General features: G+C 71.8%; 11 protein-coding genes and 1 tRNA gene. 6 read left to right on the top strand and 6 right to left on the bottom strand.

Translation table 11 applies throughout. The annotated features are described in order from the left end of the window. Positions 1 to 33: 33 nt before the first annotated feature. Positions 34 to 1,317: an adenylosuccinate synthase gene (locus tag ACFYNO_RS33590; protein WP_388021304.1), complete on the bottom strand. Its 1,284-nt coding sequence runs from the start codon at positions 1,315 to 1,317 to the stop codon at positions 34 to 36. 126 nt (positions 1,318 to 1,443) lie between these two features. On the opposite strand from ACFYNO_RS33590, the gene ACFYNO_RS33585 reads away from it, so the two are divergent. From ACFYNO_RS33585 to purM, 3 genes are all read left to right on the top strand, one after another. Beyond that, a complete protein-coding gene (locus ACFYNO_RS33585; RefSeq protein ID WP_388021303.1) occupies positions 1,444 to 2,277 on the top strand; it encodes a diacylglycerol kinase in 834 nt (277 codons plus the stop codon). A gap of 229 nt (positions 2,278 to 2,506) precedes the next feature. Further along, a complete protein-coding gene (purF, locus tag ACFYNO_RS33580; protein WP_388021302.1) occupies positions 2,507 to 4,084 on the top strand; it encodes an amidophosphoribosyltransferase in 1,578 nt (525 codons plus the stop codon). 81 nt (positions 4,085 to 4,165) lie between these two features. Continuing rightward, a complete protein-coding gene (purM, locus tag ACFYNO_RS33575; RefSeq protein ID WP_388021301.1) occupies positions 4,166 to 5,239 on the top strand; it encodes a phosphoribosylformylglycinamidine cyclo-ligase in 1,074 nt (357 codons plus the stop codon). 120 nt (positions 5,240 to 5,359) lie between these two features. Here the strand turns inward: purM and ACFYNO_RS33570 are convergent, their stop codons facing one another. After that, positions 5,360 to 5,614 (bottom strand): DUF3073 domain-containing protein, encoded by a 255-nt coding sequence (locus ACFYNO_RS33570; RefSeq protein WP_388021300.1) that lies wholly within the window; start codon positions 5,612 to 5,614, stop codon positions 5,360 to 5,362. A 346-nt stretch (positions 5,615 to 5,960) separates the two neighbouring features. Further along, complete coding sequence (locus ACFYNO_RS33565) at positions 5,961 to 7,136, bottom strand: Glu/Leu/Phe/Val dehydrogenase dimerization domain-containing protein (protein ID WP_388021299.1); 1,176 nt, start codon at positions 7,134 to 7,136, stop codon at positions 5,961 to 5,963. Positions 7,137 to 7,309: 173 nt separating this feature from the next. Between ACFYNO_RS33565 and ACFYNO_RS33560 the strand changes: the two genes are divergently transcribed. Together ACFYNO_RS33560 and bldC are read left to right on the top strand one after the other, a co-directional pair. Next, positions 7,310 to 8,212: a hypothetical protein gene (locus tag ACFYNO_RS33560; RefSeq protein ID WP_388021298.1), complete on the top strand. Its 903-nt coding sequence runs from the start codon at positions 7,310 to 7,312 to the stop codon at positions 8,210 to 8,212. Between the two features lie 542 nt (positions 8,213 to 8,754). Beyond that, positions 8,755 to 8,961, top strand: a complete 207-nt coding sequence (gene bldC, locus ACFYNO_RS33555) for a developmental transcriptional regulator BldC (RefSeq protein ID WP_014137253.1) — start codon at positions 8,755 to 8,757, stop codon at positions 8,959 to 8,961. A 547-nt stretch (positions 8,962 to 9,508) separates the two neighbouring features. On the opposite strand, the gene ACFYNO_RS33550 is transcribed toward bldC, so the two are convergent. The 3 genes from ACFYNO_RS33550 to ACFYNO_RS33540 form a co-directional block, all read right to left on the bottom strand. Continuing rightward, a tRNA-Asp gene (locus ACFYNO_RS33550) sits at positions 9,509 to 9,582 on the bottom strand. Positions 9,583 to 9,709: 127 nt separating this feature from the next. Then, on the bottom strand, positions 9,710 to 13,699 hold the full coding sequence (hrpA, locus tag ACFYNO_RS33545) for an ATP-dependent RNA helicase HrpA (RefSeq protein WP_388021297.1): 3,990 nt from the start codon (positions 13,697 to 13,699) through the stop codon (positions 9,710 to 9,712). A gap of 146 nt (positions 13,700 to 13,845) precedes the next feature. After that, positions 13,846 to 15,081, bottom strand: coding sequence for an FAD-dependent monooxygenase (locus ACFYNO_RS33540; protein WP_388021296.1), 1,236 nt, complete (start codon positions 15,079 to 15,081; stop codon positions 13,846 to 13,848). Positions 15,082 to 15,231: 150 nt separating this feature from the next. Between ACFYNO_RS33540 and ACFYNO_RS33535 the strand changes: the two genes are divergently transcribed. After that, a complete protein-coding gene (locus ACFYNO_RS33535) occupies positions 15,232 to 15,813 on the top strand; it encodes a TetR/AcrR family transcriptional regulator (protein ID WP_388021295.1) in 582 nt (193 codons plus the stop codon). The last annotated feature ends 4 nt before the right edge of the window (positions 15,814 to 15,817 follow it).

Here is a 15,817-nt window from a genome sequence, read left to right as displayed (position 1 = left end):
GGCGTACCGCCCGGGGCCTCTCGCAGGCACCGCTCAGATGAAGGAGTTGATCTCGATCGTCTCGGTCCGGCCGGGGCCGACGCCGATCGCGGAGATCGGGGCGCCGGACATCTCCTCCAGCGCCTTCACGTAGGCCTGCGCGTTCTTCGGCAGGTCGCCGAAGGTGCGGGCCGCGCTGATGTCCTCGGTCCAGCCGGGCAGGTACTCGTAGACCGGCTTGGCGTGGTGGAAGTCGGTCTGGCTGTACGGCAGTTCCTCGACCCGGCGGCCGTCGATCTCGTACGCCACGCAGACCGGGATCTGCTCCCAGCCGGTGAGCACGTCCAGCTTGGTGAGGAAGAAGTCGGTCAGGCCGTTGACCCGGGTCGCGTAGCGGGCGATCACCGCGTCGAACCAGCCGCAGCGCCGGTCCCGGCCGGTGGTCACGCCGCGCTCGCCGCCGATCCGGCGCAGCGCCTCGCCGTCCGCGTCCAGCAGCTCGGTCGGGAACGGGCCCGAGCCGACCCGGGTGGTGTAGGCCTTGAGGATGCCGATCACCCGGTCGATCTTGGTGGGACCGATGCCGGAGCCGGTGCAGGCGCCGCCCGAGGTCGGGTTCGAGGAGGTGACGAACGGGTACGTGCCGTGGTCCACGTCCAGCAGGGTGCCCTGGCCGCCCTCCAGCAGCACGACCTTGCCGGCCTTCAGCGCCTCGTCCAGCACCAGCGTGGTGTCGGCGAGGAACGGGCGGATCTTCTCCGCGTAGCCCAGGTACTCCTGGACCACCAGGTCGGCCGGCATCGCGCGGCGGTTGTAGAGCTTGACCAGGATCTGGTTCTTGTGGTCCAGCGCCGCTTCGACCTTCTGGATCAGGATCGACTCGTCGAAGAGGTCCTGGACCCGGATGCCGATCCGGTTGATCTTGTCGGCGTAGGCGGGGCCGATGCCGCGGCCGGTGGTGCCGATCTTGCGCTTGCCGAGGAACCGCTCGGTCACCTTGTCCAGGGTCCGGTGGTACGGCGTGATCAGGTGGGCGTTGCCCGAGATCAGCAGCTTGGAGGTGTCGATGCCGCGGTCGTTCAGGCCCTCCAGCTCGGAGAGCAGCACGCCCGGGTCGATCACCACCCCGTTGCCGATCACCGGCACGACGTTGGGGCTCAGGATGCCGGAAGGCAGCAGGTGCAGGGCGTACTTCTGGTCGCCGATGACCACCGTGTGACCGGCGTTGTTGCCGCCCTGGTAGCGGACGACGTAGTCGACGGAACCGCCGAGGAGGTCCGTGGCCTTCCCCTTGCCCTCGTCTCCCCACTGGGCACCAACGAGCACGAGTGCCGGCACAGGCGTACACCCCTTCCGGTTGGGGCATCCTGCGTAGGCCGCAGTCTGCCCCGAGATAGACGAAGCCCCTGGCGCAATAGCGCAAGGGGCTCTTGCACCGAGAGATTACCTGAGGAAGGACCGGTCGTGTCGTCCCAGTCCACGCCCGCCCCCCAGCCCCCCGACGCCGCCGGAGCCCCCGGCACCGCACCGCTGCTGGTGCTGCTCGACCCGGCCGCCAAGGCGGCGGACGGCGAGGCGGTGCGGATCGCCCGGGACGTACTGGCCGGCGGGGCGGACGTGAAGGTGGTTCTGCCGGAGAGCGCCGCCGAGCTGGACCGGGTGCTCTCGCACCGCGGCCGGCGCCGCCCGGTGGTGGTCGGCTCCGACCTGGCGCTCCAGCGAGTGGTCCAGGCCCTGCACCAGCAGGGCGAGTTGGCGGCCGGACCGGTCGGCCTGGTGCCGGTGGGCAGCGGACGCGAGGTGGCCATCGCCCGTTCGCTCGGTGTTCCGGTGGAGCCGGTGGCGGCGGCCCGGGCGGTGCTGGCCGGGGTGCCCCGGCAGCTGGGGCTGCTGCTGGACGACGGGGACGGGGTGGTGCTCGGCGAGGTGCGGATTCCCGGCCGGCGCCAGGCCCATCCGAGTGGGTGGCGTTCGCTCTGGGCGAAATTGATTACGGCCGAGCAGGTGGAGCACCTGGGCGAGCAGCTGCGGATCGAGGCGGACGGCCGCGAGCTGGGCGGCGGCGGGCGCCCGCCCCGGCTGGTGGCGCTGCGGCTGCCGGTCGGCGCGGAGGCGGCGGAGGTGCTGGTCCGGGCGGCCGGCGCGGGCCGCACCCTGCTGCGGGTGCGGGCCTCCCAGGTCACCGTGGCCGGCCCGGCCTTCGGCTACGAGGCCGACGGCTGCCCGGCCGGGCCGGTGCCGGCCCGGACCTGGACCGCCCACCCGGCGGCCTGGCGCCTGGTGCTCCCCGCGGCCTGACTGGCACGCGGCCGGTGCCGTCCACGGCCGGCCCGCCACCCGGAGTCCATCCGCCGGCCACCGCGCGGCCCGGAAGTGAGCGAGGTCACCGGGGCCGCCCCGAACCCCCGCCCGGCCTGGCCCGCTGCTGTGGTAAGGGGCCGGTTCTACGCGCGTCGTCGGTCAAACGGCCAGGCCCGGGGCGCTCCCGGCTGACGAAGCCGCTGCTCACTGCCCTAGACTCGAAGGCGTGCCACGTGGTGACGGAAGACTCAACCACGATCTCCTTCCCGGCGAGAAGGGCCCCCAGGACGCTTGCGGCGTCTTCGGGGTCTGGGCTCCCGGCGAGGAGGTCGCCAAGCTCTCGTACTTCGGCCTCTATGCCCTGCAGCACCGCGGTCAGGAATCCGCCGGTATCGCAGTGAGCAACGGCTCCCAGATTCTCGTCTTCAAGGACATGGGACTTGTCTCCCAGGTCTTCGACGAGGCCTCCCTGGGGTCGCTGCACGGGCATATCGCCGTCGGACATGCCCGCTACTCGACCACCGGGTCCTCGGTCTGGGAGAACGCCCAGCCGACCTTCCGGGCGACCGCGCACGGTTCGCTGGCGCTCGGTCACAACGGGAACCTGGTCAACACCGCCGAACTGGCGGCGATGGTCGCCGAGCTGCCCGGCGAGGAGCACGTCTCGCGCTCCGGCCGCACCGCCGCGACCAACGACACCGACCTGCTGACCGCCCTGCTGGCCGGCCACCCCGACCTGTCGATCGAGGAGACCGCCCGCACGGTGCTGCCGAGCGTCCGCGGCGCCTTCTCGCTGGTCTTCATGGACGAGCACACCCTCTACGCCGCCCGCGACCCGCAGGGCATCCGCCCGCTGGTGCTCGGCCGGCTGGAGCGCGGCTGGGTGGTCGCCTCGGAGACCTCGGCGCTCGACATCTGCGGTGCCTCCTTCATCCGCGAGGTGGAGCCGGGCGAGCTGATCGCGATCGACGAGAACGGCATGCGCAGCTCGCGGTTCGCCGAGGCCAAGCCCAAGGGCTGCGTCTTCGAGTACGTCTACCTGGCCCGGCCCGACACCTCGATCGCCGGCCGCAACGTCTACCTCTCCCGGGTCGAGATGGGCCGCCGGCTGGCCGCCGAGGCGCCCGTCGAGGCCGACCTGGTGATAGCCACCCCCGAGTCCGGCACCCCCGCCGCGATCGGCTACGCCGAGGCCAGCGGCATCCCGTTCGGCGCCGGCCTGGTGAAGAACGCCTACGTCGGGCGCACCTTCATCCAGCCCAGCCAGACCATCCGCCAGCTCGGCATCCGCCTCAAGCTCAACCCGCTGCGCGAGGTGATCGCCGGCAAGCGCCTGGTCGTGGTGGACGACTCGATCGTCCGCGGCAACACCCAGCGCGCCCTGGTCCGGATGCTCCGCGAGGCGGGCGCCGCCGAGGTGCACATCCGGATCTCCTCGCCGCCGGTGAAGTGGCCGTGCTTCTTCGGCATCGACTTCGCCACCCGGGCCGAGCTGATCGCCAACGGCATGACGGTGGAGGAGATCGGCCGCACCCTGGGTGCCGACTCGCTCGCCTACATCTCGATCGACGGCATGATCGAGGCCACCAAGCAGCCCAAGGAGAGGCTCTGCCGGGCCTGCTTCGACGGCGAGTACCCGATGGAGCTGCCGGACCCGGCGCTGCTCGGAAAGCTGCTGCTGGAGGCCGAGATCGCCGGCAGCCAGCAGCCCCCCGCGACCCGGGGCAAGCCGACCTCCGACCTCGACGGGGTGCAGTCCCTGCTCGGCGGTCACGGGGCGGCCGACGCGCTGCGCCGACCGTAGGACCACGCGGCGGGGCCCCGGAACCCGGGGCCCCGCCGTTCTCAGCGACATCCCCCACCTGACCCGAGAGGGCCGCACGCAGTGACCAGCAACGAGAGCGGTGCCACCTACGCCGCCGCCGGAGTCGACATCGAGGCGGGCGACCGCGCCGTCGAGCTCATGAAGCAGTGGGTGAAGAAGACCAGCCGCCCCGAGGTGGTCGGCGGCCTGGGCGGCTTCGCCGGCCTGTTCGACATCTCCGCCCTCAAGCGCTACGAGCGCCCGCTGCTGGCCTCCGCCACCGACGGGGTCGGCACCAAGGTCGCGCTGGCCGCGGCGATGGACAAGCACGACACCATCGGCCACGACCTGGTCGGCATGGTCGTCGACGACCTGGTGGTCTGCGGCGCCGAGCCGCTCTTCATGACCGACTACATCTGCGTCGGCAAGGTCCACCCGGAGCGGGTCGCCCAGATCGTCAAGGGCATCGCCGAGGGCTGCGTGCTGGCCGGCTGCGCGCTGGTCGGCGGCGAGACCGCCGAGCACCCGGGCCTGCTCGGGCCGGACGAGTACGACGTGGCCGGCGCCGGCACCGGCGTGGTCGAGGCCGACCAGCTGCTCGGTGCGGACCGGGTCCGGGCCGGCGACGTGGTGATCGCGATGGCCGCCTCCGGCCTGCACTCCAACGGCTACTCGCTGGTCCGGCACGTGCTGCTGAACCAGGCCGGCTGGCAGCTGGACCGCGAGGTGCCGGAGTTCGGCCGCACCCTCGGCGAGGAGCTGCTGGAGCCGACCCGGATCTACTCGCTGGACTGCCTGGCGCTCACCCGGGCCACCGAGGTGCACGCCTTCTCGCACGTCACCGGCGGCGGCCTGGCCGCCAACCTGGCCCGGGTGATCCCGGACCACCTGCACGCCCGGCTGGACCGCGGCACCTGGACCCCGCTGCCGGTCTTCCAGACCGTCGCCGAGGTCGGCCGGATGCGGACCCTGGAGATCGAGAAGACCCTCAACATGGGCATCGGCATGGTGGCCGTGGTGCCGCCGGAGTCGGTGGACGTGGTGCTGGCGATCCTGGAGGACCGCGGCGTCGAGGCCTGGCTGCTGGGCGACATCGTGGACCGCGGCGCGGAGCACGCGGACGGCGCGGCGCTCTACGGCGACTACGCCAAGTAACCGACCCGGTCGAGCGGGCCCCGCCGGGGTCCGCTCGACGCGTTTGCGGCCGGCTCCCCGGCCCGGAGCACGCCGAAAACCGGCCCGGCGCAGTGCGCTCGGACCGGTCAGGGCGTGGTGTCAGACCCGGCGGCGGGACTGGTGGTGGCCGGCGTCGGCCTCCTCCTCGTCGTCCTCGTCGTCGTTGTAGTAGTCCGCGTAGGCGGCGTAGGGGTCGTCCTCGTCGTCCTCGTCGTCAACCGGCTCAGGGTTGACGGGAACAACGGGTGTTACGCCCAGCTCGCTGGACAGACGGTTGGCGTCGAAGCCGCCGCTGTTGTACTTCAGCTCGCGGGCGACCTTCGTCTGCTTGGCCTTGGCCCGGCCGCGCCCCATGGGTCGACCCCCTCAACGATGGGGCTCACGGCCCCGAGTCTGACACGTGTTCATGATCAGGAGCGGCTTGCCCGAATCGGGAGAGCCGTCCCTTGGAGCATCAACGGTACCTGTTTCCGCCCCCGGACGGTACGTCGCCGGTGTGACGTGGCGCGCACTGTCGCCCCGCGGGACCAGGACCCTCCTGGTCGGACGGGGAATTCCGGGGAACCCAGGGCACCCGGGGAGTGGGCCGGGACCGTCGTTCCGGCACCGATTATCCCCCGACCGTGGCGCCGGGGGCGCCCGATCGGGGGATGTGCCGCAATCCGGGTCCACATTGTGATGCGGCCGGAGTCACGGAGCGTCAGCCCCGGCGTGCGCCCGGCAACAGGATCGTGCGCAGGGTGCTGATCTCCCGCATCCGGCGCTCCGCCAGCCGGTCGGCGGCGACCGCCGGGGGGATGCCGTCGGCGGCGGCCCGGGTGAAGATCTCCAGGGTGGTGTCGAAGATCTTGGTGGCCTTGTTCTTGGCCCGCTCGAAGTTGAAGCCGTCGATCTCGTCGGCCACCTGGATCACGCCGCCGGAGTTCACCAGGTAGTCGGGCGCGTACAGGATGCCGCGGTCGGCCAGGTCCTTCTCCACGCCCGGGTGGGCCAGCTGGTTGTTGGCCGCGCCGCAGACCACGGTGGTGCCGGCCGCGCTCAGCCGGGCCACGGTCTCGTCGTCCAGCGCGCCGCCGAGCGCGCACGGGGCGTACACGTCCAGCGCGGAGGCCAGCAGGGCCTTGGTGTCGGCGACCACCTCGACGTCCGGGTGGGCGGCCCGGACCCGGTTGACGGCGGCCTCGAACGGGTCGGTGACGACCACGGTGGCGCCGTCCGCGACCAGGTGGCCGACCAGGTAGTGGCCGACCTTGCCGACGCCGGCCACGCCGACCCGCTTGCCGCGCAGGGTGGGCTGGCCCCAGCGGGCCTGGGCCGAGGCGCGCATGCCCTGGAAGACGCCGAAGGCGGTCAGGATCGAGGAGTCGCCGGCGCCGCCGTGCTCCGGGGAGCGGCCGGTCACCCAGTCGCACTCGCGGGCCACCACGTCCATGTCCTGCACGTAGGTGCCCACGTCGCAGGCGGTGTAGTAGCGGCCGGCCAGCGACTGCACGAAGCGGCCGTAGGCGCGCAGCAGGGCCTCGGACTTGTCGCCGCCCTCGGCCTTGGCGGCCGGGTTGCCGATGATCACGGCCTTGCCGCCGCCCAGGTCCAGGCCGGCCAGCGCGTTCTTGTAGCTCATCCCGCGGGAGAGCCGCAGCGCGTCCTCCAGCGCCTCCTCCTCGGAGGCGTACTGGTGGAACCGGGTGCCGCCGAGGGCCGGGCCCAGCGCGGTGGAGTGGATGGCGATGATCGCCTTGAGGCCGGTGGAGCGGTCGTGGCAGAGCACGACCTGCTCGTGCCCGTCGCCCGGGACGCCGTCCTGCTCAGTACGGAAGATCCGGCTCAGCACGCCTGGTGCGGGGTGCGTCACGGACTCGGTGCGTACGTCGGTCACTGTGGTGACTCCAGTATCTGCGGGCCCGCTTGCTGTGGTGCGGGCCATCTACGGCGAAGCCTAGTGCGCGGGCGGGCCGCGGGAATCCCCCCGGGAGAGGGCGTCCGGAGGGCCGCGGTTCGGCCGGATCACGCGGGTCGGCGCCTCCCGCGGAGCCGGTGGCCCGTGCGACGATGCAGGACGTGACCGCTGTGCGCACCTCCGTGTTGCCGCCCTACGCCGCCCATCTGCGGGTGTACGAGCCGCTCGCGGCCCTGCCGGAGCCGGACCGGACCCGGTGGCAGGCCCACCTGGCCGACCGCGGCCCGGACGCCGGCTCGGCGGACCAGCCGGTGGCCCGGGCGGCGCTCGAGGCGCAGCGGGAGGCGCTCGCCGAGTTGCTCGCCCGGACCCCGCGCGCGCTGCCCGACAAGGAGAGCGGGCGGGCCTTCGTGCGGGTGGTGGACTCGGTCACCTACGTCTGCCCGTGGGCCACCCGGCTGCGCAGCTGGCAGGCGCTGGAGGAGCTGCGGGAGTCGCTGCCGGTGGCGCTGCTGGACACCGTGCTGCCGCGGGCGGTGCGGGAGGACGCGCTGGCCGCACAGGCGCGCTGGCGGACCGAACACCCGGACGCCCGGCCGTGGATCCTGACCAGCCGCTGGGAGGTGCCGGTGCGCTGGTTCCTGCCGTTCTCGGCGGAGGACCGGCGCTGGGTTCCGGCCACCGAGCCGGCGGGCGAGGAGCCGGGGGCGCCGGCGGCGCTCTTCTACCTGACCACCATGGCGCAGGCCCGCCGCCGGGTGGCCCGCGGCTACCGGGTGCTGCGCGAGCGGCTGCGCGGCAGCGCGCTGGCGCAGGGGGCCGAGGAGGTCGGGCGCTGGCTGGAGGAGTTCCACCCGCGCTCGCTGGTGGAGCTGGACTACGGCGGGCTGGTGCACGCGATCGGGGAGCGGGCGCTGGCCGCGGACCAGTCGGCGGGGGAGCTGGCGGACGGGCTGGCGGCGTTGCGCGCGGGCGATGCCGAGGCGGCGTCCGAGGTGTATGAGACGGTGACGGAACGCTGGCGGCAGGTGCAGGCACTGCGGCTGGCCAACTGACCGGCTGACGGGGGGTCGGCCGGCGCCCGTGCTCGGGCAGGCAGTGGGGGAGTCATCGGGGTGGTACCGGCTGTCGTGCTGGGTAGGAAAGATGTTCGGGACCCTTGGGACCAAGGTCCCGGTTCGGGTCAATACTCCACTAACGTGACACTACTCACCGTTGACGCGAAGTCACGGGTAACGGTAAAAATGGGACAAGCCGCCCAACTCCCCCGGATCCTGTCCACTTTTGGGTGGATCTGGGGTCGGTGCGCCCTTTGGGGGGAAATGGTAGGTCTGGGAAGCCCTTAACGGAATGTCGCGAAACAGTGACTGTCCGCTATGGGATGGTCCATCGCCTTCCGTCGCTCTTGAACCCGTGAGGGGCCAATTTTGGCGGTTTGGTCGATAGGGCTGGACGGATGGTGTAGTTGTAGACACCAGGACAAGCCGTTCGTCCTATAACCGACTCGGTCCGTCCGTGCCATTTCGGGCATCGCGGGCCAAGGTGCAGAATTTGAAGGATAGAACCGCCCTGGTTCGGTTCTCCGAGGAGGCCGCTCATGACCGCTCGTACCCCTGACGCCGAACCTCTGCTGACGCCGGCAGAGGTCGCCACCATGTTCCGCGTGGACCCCAAGACGGTCACCCGGTGGGCCAAGGCCGGGAAGCTCACGTCGATCCGCACGCTCGGCGGGCACCGGCGCTACCGGGAGGCGGAGGTGCGGGCGCTGCTGGCCGGTATCCCCGCCCAGCGCACCGAAGCCTGACACGCCGCGGCGGGTGCTCACCCCGCCGCCGCAGCACGTGATCGAGGGGGGTCGCCCCCGGACTCCGCCGGGTCCGGGAAGCGGCCCCCTTCGGCATGTCCGGCTCCGCTTTCCGCGTCGTCGAGGAGCGATCAAGGGAGTGGCAAGGGCCGGAAAAGTCATAGGACGTTTATTCGGCGACCTTGATGTGCGACATGAGCATCAACTATTACATGGCTGTCCTTTGACCTGGAAATGGCCGGTCAATGGCAGATGGTTGTGACGCCGGAGGCGCCGGGAAATCCCTTTGGCGGGGGTGGGGAAAGTCGCGAATGTCAGTACAATTTTACATATTAAATGTTGGCACTCTGGGGAGGGTCGAGGATCACCGGAGTTCAAGAAAAGATAAGTGACGACCGTCACAGTGGCACCCCTTGTGACCGGGAGTGCGCTGTCGATAATGCGCCTGACGGTCCGTCGGGCGCTCTCCGGGCGGTCCGTCAGGCCGACCCGAGGCGGGAAACACGAGAGGCCCGGAACCTCTCGGTTCCGGGCCTCTCGCTCCAGGCGACCCTGACGGGACTTGAACCCGCGACCTCCACCTTGACAGGGTGGCGAGCTAACCAACTGCTCCACAGGGCCAGGAAGTTCACTGCTTTCGCAGTGTTTCGCCGCTGTTCTCCGCAGCGACAAGACAGATCGTACTGCATCGTGGGGGCCCAGGTCGAACCGGCTGCCGGAGGGCGACCGGCCCGACCTGGGCGGGGAGTCAGAGGGCGGCCCGGGCGGCGTCCATCGCCTTCAGGATCCGCTTCTCGGAGACCGGCGCCGGGGTGCCCAGCGACTGGGCGAAGAAGCTCACCCGCAGCTCCTCGATCATCCAGCGGATCTGCCGCACATCCTCGCTCGGCTGCTGCCCGGCCGGCACCGCCGCCAGCAGCTCGCCGTAGGCCCGCTGTACCTCCTGCACCTTCAGCAGGTGCTGCAGGTCGCGCTGCGGGTGGTTGGGCAGCGCCTCCAGGCGGCGGTCCACCGCGATCAGGTACCGCTTGACGTCGCCGAGCCGCTGCCAGCCGGTCGCCGTGACGAAGCCCGGGTGCACCAGCGAGGCCAGGTGCAGCTTCACGTCGTTCACCGCGGAGAGCAGCACCGGGCTCTGCACCGACTTCAGCCGGTTGCCCGCCCGGTGGTAGGCGATCAGCGCCGAGGCGGTCTTCAGGGTGGTGTCCGCGGACAGCTCGTAGAGGTCGGCCCGGACCTTGTCGTAGAGCTTGGTGAAGGACTCGGCGTCCCAGGCCACCCCGCCGTTCAGCGCCATCAGCCGGTCCACCGCGCAGGCCGTGATGTCCTCGAACAGGGCCGGCACCGAGCCGTGCGGGTTGTAGGAGAGCGCCAGCTTGGCCTGGTTGCCCAGCCGGGCCTGGATCTGCTTGGCCGGCGAGTTGCAGGTGAGCAGCAGCAGCCGGCGGGTGCCCTGCCACATCGCCTGCTCCTGGGCCGCCGGGGTGTCGTAGAGCCGGATCGAGACCGAGTCGCCGTCGTCGGTCAGCGCCGGGTAGGCGCGCAGCGAGTGGCCGCGGGAGCGCTGCTCGAAGGTGCGCTGGATCAGCGGCAGGTCGGCCGGCCAGGCGGTCAGGCCGGTGCGCTCGATGCCGCGGCCGCTGGCCGCCGAGGAGAGGGTCTCCTTCAGCTTGGGCGTCAGCCGCAGCCGCAGCTCCTCCAGGTCCTTGGACTCGGCCAGCTTCCGCTTGCCGTCCACCACCCGGAAGGTGACCTTCAGGTGCTCGGGCACCCGCTCGTCGTCCCAGGCCTCCGGCGGGATCGGGATGCCGGACATCCGGTGCAGCACCCGCTCCAGGGCGGGCAGGAAGGGCTCCTGGCGGTCGGTCAGCTCGCGCAGCGCCGCCCTGGCGAAGTCCGGGGCGGGCACCAGGTTGCGCCGGATCGCCTTCGGCAGCGCCCGGATGTGGGCGGTCACCAGCTCGCCGCGCAGGCCCGGGATCTGCCAGTCGAAGCCCTCGGCGGAGACCTGGTTGAGCACCGGCAGCGGGATGTGCACCGTCACGCCGTCCGCGTCGCTGCCCGGCTCGAACTGGTAGGTCAGCCGGAGCTTGAGCGCACCCTGGTGCCAGTAGTCGGGGTAGTCGGCCTCGGTGACGCCGCCGGCGGCGTCGTTGATCAGCATCGACTTCTCGAAGTTGAGCAGGTCCGGCTGGTCGTGCCGGGTCTTCTTCCACCAGGAGTCGAAGTGCCGGGTGGAGACGATCTCCTCGGGCAGCCGCGCGTCGTAGAAGTCGAACAGGGTCTGGTCGTCCACCAGGATGTCCCGGCGGCGGGCCCGGTTCTCCAGCTCCGCCACCTCGCCGAGCAGCCTGCGGTTCTCGGCGAAGAACTTGTGGTGGGTCTCCCAGTCGCCCTCCACCAGGGCGTTGCGGATGAACAGCTCGCGGCAGAGCTCCGGGTCGATCCGGCCGAAGTTCACCCGGCGCTGGGTGACGATCGGCACCCCGTAGAGGGTGACCCGCTCGAAGGCCATCACCGCGCCGGCCTTCTTCTCCCAGTGCGGCTCGCTGTAGGTGCGCTTGATCAGGTGGGCGGCCAGCGGCTCGATCCACTCCGGCTCGATCTTGGCGTTGATCCGGGCCCAGAGCCGGGAGGTCTCCACCAGCTCGGCCGACATCACCCAGCGCGGCGGCTTCTTGAACAGGCCGGAGCCCGGGAAGACCGCGAACCGGGCGCCCCGGGCACCGCCGTACTCGCGCTTCTCCACGTCGAACAGGCCGACGTGGGAGAGCAGTCCGGCCAGCAGCGACTGGTGGATCCGGTCGGCGTCCGGCTCGACGTCGTCCTTCGGCTCGTCGATCGTCACGCCGAGCTGCCGGGCCACCGTGCGCAGCTGGGTGAAGATGTCCTGCCACTCCCGTATCCGCAGGTAGTTCAGGAACTCGGACTTGCACATCCGGCGGAAGGCGGAGGAGGAGAGCTCGCGCTGCTGCTCCCTGACGTACCGCCACATGGCCAGGTAGGAGAGGAAGTCGGACGTCTCCGAGGAGAACCGCTTGTGCCGCTCATCGGCAGCCTGGCGCTTCTCGGCCGGGCGCTCGCGCGGGTCCTGGATGGAGAGCGCGGCGGTGATCACCATGACGTCGTGCACGCAGCCGTTGCGGTCGGCCTCCAGCACCATCCGGGCCAGCCGGGGGTCCACCGGCAGCTGGGCCAGCTTGCGGCCGAGCTGGGTGAGGCGTTGCTTCGGGTCCTTCGCCTCGGGATCGAGCGCGCCCAGCTCCTGGAGCAGGTTGACGCCGTCCTTGATGTTGCGGGAGTCCGGCGGGTCGAGGAACGGGAAGGCGGCGATGTCGCCCAGGCCGGCCGCGGTCATCTGCAGGATCACCGAGGCCAGGTTGGTGCGCAGGATCTCGGCGTCGGTGAACTCGGGGCGGGCGAGGAAGTCCTCCTCCGAGTAGAGCCGGATGCAGATGCCGTCGCTGGTGCGGCCGCAGCGGCCCTTGCGCTGGTTGGCGCTGGCCTGGCTGATCGCCTCGATCGGCAGCCGCTGCACCTTGGTGCGGTGGCTGTAGCGGGAGATCCGGGCGGTGCCCGGGTCGATCACGTACTTGATGCCGGGGACGGTGAGCGAGGTCTCCGCGACGTTGGTGGCCAGCACGATCCGGCGCTTGGTGGAGCGCTGGAAGACCCGGTGCTGCTCGGCCGAGCTGAGCCGGGCGTAGAGCGGCAGCACCTCGGTTTCGTATCGATCAGCGCCTCCGGCGCGGGTCAGGTTGAGCTTCTCCAGGGCGTCGGCGGTGTCGCGGATCTCCCGCTCGCCGGAGAGGAAGACCAGGATGTCGCCCGGGCCCTCGGCCTGCAGCTCCCGGGCCGCGTCGCAGATCGCCTGCACCTGGTCGCGGTCGCGCTCGGCCTCGTCGGCCTCGTCCTCCTCGTCGGCGGTGTCGGCCACCAGCGGGCGGTAGCGGACCTCCACCGGGTAGGTGCGGCCGGAGACCTCGACGATCGGGGCGTCCCCGAAGTGCCGGGAGAACCGCTCCGGGTCGATGGTCGCGGAGGTGATGACCACCTTGAGGTCGGGGCGGCGCGGGAGCAGTTGCTTGAGGTAGCCGAGCAGGAAGTCGATGTTGAGGCTGCGCTCGTGCGCCTCGTCGATGATCAGGGTGTCGTACTGGCGCAGCTCGCGGTCGGTCTGGATCTCCGCGAGCAGGATGCCGTCGGTCATCAGCTTGACCAGGGTGTCCTGGCCCACCTGGTCGGTGAACCGGACCTTCCAGCCGACCGTCGCGCCGAGCGGGGTGCCGATCTCCTCGGCGATCCGCTCGGCCACCGTGCGGGCGGCGATCCGGCGCGGCTGGGTGTGGCCGACCAGGCCCTTCACACCGCGGCCCAGCTCCAGGCAGATCTTCGGGATCTGGGTGGTCTTGCCGGAGCCGGTCTCACCGGCCACGATCACCACCTGGTGGTCCCGGATCGCGGCCAGGATCTCGTCCTTCTTCTGACTGACCGGCAGCTCGGCCGGGTAGCCGATCTCCGGCACGGCCGCCCGGCGCTGGGCCAGCCGCTGCTCGGCCCGGTCGATCTCGGCGGCCAGCTCGGCGGCGATCGCCTGCCGGGCCTCGGCTTTGCGCACCCGCCGGGCGCCGTCCAGCCGGCGGCCGATCCGCTGCTGGTCGCGCAGCATCAGCTCGGGCAGCCGGGCCGCCAGCTCACCGATGGCGGGCGCGTCGGCGGACTGGGCGGGGGAACTCATCGCGGGCATCCCTCAAGGGTCGCAAGGAGGCGCGGGGCAGCGCACCTCAGTTTTCCGGGGCCAGCCGGCCGGCTCGGGCCGCCGGACCGCACCGCTGGGCCCGGGACGGGGGACCGGGCCCGTCAAGTGTCACATCCACCGGGGCCTCAGCGGACGGCCGCGGGGCTGCGGCGGACGCCCGGCGCGGGGTAGTCCGGCAGCGGGACGGCGTTGGCGGCTTTGGAGACCATCCGGGCGAAGAGCGCGCCGAGGATCCGGGTGGTCAGCATCTTGTAGACCCGGTTGCGCTGCTTCAGCTTCTTCGCGCTGACCGGGGCGAGGAACGGGCCGGCGCCCTTGGCCTGCTTGCGGGAGACGGCGGCGGCCGGGCGGAGCAGCTTCTCGTAGGCGGCGAACGCGGCCCGGTGGTCCGGGTGCGCCGCCAGCTCGCCGGCCAGCACGTAGGCGCCGATCATCGCCAGGCCGGTGCCGCCGCCGCCCGGGCCGGAGCACCACGCGGCGTCGCCGAGCAGCACCACCCGGCCGCGGGAGTACTCGGGCACGTCGATCTGGCTGAGCGAGTCGAAGTACCAGTCGGTGGCGCCCGCCAGGTGCGGCAGCAGCCGCGGGGTGTGCCAGCCGACCCCGGCGAAGGCCTCGGTGACCAGCCGCCGCTGGGCCTCGGGGTCGTGGCGGTCGTAGCTCAGCTCGCCGGCGTGGAAGACCAGGCCGAGCCCGGCGGTGGCCGGGTCGCGGTGGCTCATCACCAGCACCCCGCGGCCGGGGGTGTTGTAGATCCGGCCCTCGTGGTCCAGGCCGAGCAGGTTGGGCACCGTGCAGCCGGCGGTGTAGAAGCCGCTGTCGGTGCGGAACCGCGCCTCCGGGCCCCAGCCCAGGTCGCGGACCACCGAGTGCATGCCATCCGCGCCGACCACCAGGTCGAAGGTGCGCGGGGCGCCGTGCCGGAAGCCGACCCGGACGCCGTCCGGGCCCTCGGCCAGCTCGGTGATGCTGTCGCCGAAGACGTACTCGACGTCCTGCTCGGTGCGCTCGAAGAGGATCCGGGTCAGCTCGCCGCGCTCGATCTCCACCTCGCCGGAGAAGAGCAGCGCGGGCAGTTCGACGACCGGGCGGTCCTGCTCGTCGACGATCACCTCGGCGCCCATCGCCGTCGCCCTGGCCCGGATCTCGTCCAGGATGCCCATCCGCCGCAGCACCTCCAGTTGCGCACCGCGGAAGTCCACGGCGCTGCCGCCGTCGCGCAGCGCGGGGGCCTGCTCGACCACGGTGACGGTGAAGCCCCGGCGGTGCAGCCAGAAGGCGAGGGCGGGGCCGGCGATGCCGGCGCCGGAGACCAGCACGGTGCGGGCGGTGGAGCCGGGGGTGCTGACGGTGGCGTTCATGAGGTCCTCCCGGTGGGTCCGCCGCGCTCGGTGCGGCGGCGATGGCTCCACCGTACGGCGGGTTTATCCATCTGGTCAATCCGCTTGGATAAACCCTTTGGATGAACCGATTGGATTAACCATCTGGATGGGCTGCGCTAGCCTGGGCGCATGGGAAACCGTGAGGACCTGCTCGCCGGAGCCACCCAGTGCCTGAAGGAGAAGGGCTGGGCGCGCACGACCGTGCGCGACATCGCCGCCGCCGCGGGGGTGAACCACGCCGCGATCGGCTACCACTTCGGCTCGCGGGACGCGCTGCTCACCGCGGCCTTCATCCAGGCCATGGACGAGTGGGGGCAGGCGATCGGCGGCGCGCTGCGGGTGTCCGCCGAGCCGGCCGGCGACCAGCGCCGGCAGTACACCGAGATGTGGCAGCGGATGCTGGACTCCTTCGCCGGCGCCCGCCAGCTCTGGCTGGCCTCGGTGGAGGCGGCGGTGCAGGCCGAGCACAACCCGGCGCTGCGCGAGCTGCTGACCGCCGCGCAGCGGGAGGGCCGGCGGGGGCTGGCGGCCGGGCTGCTCGGAATCCCGGAGGACCAGGTGGACGGGACGGCCGAGCGGAGCGTGGGCTCGGTGCAGTCGGCGCTGCTCAGCGGGATCTTCACCCAGTGGCTGCTCGACCCGGAGGGGGCGCCGAGCGCCGAGGAGGTGCTGGCCGGGGTGCGGGCACTGGGGCGGCTGGCCGGGAACTGACCCC

The sequence above is a fragment of the Kitasatospora sp. NPDC006697 genome, assembly GCF_042869935.1.
In the GTDB taxonomy this organism is placed as follows: domain Bacteria; phylum Actinomycetota; class Actinomycetes; order Streptomycetales; family Streptomycetaceae; genus Kitasatospora.
This window is presented reverse-complemented; position numbering and strand designations above follow the sequence as displayed.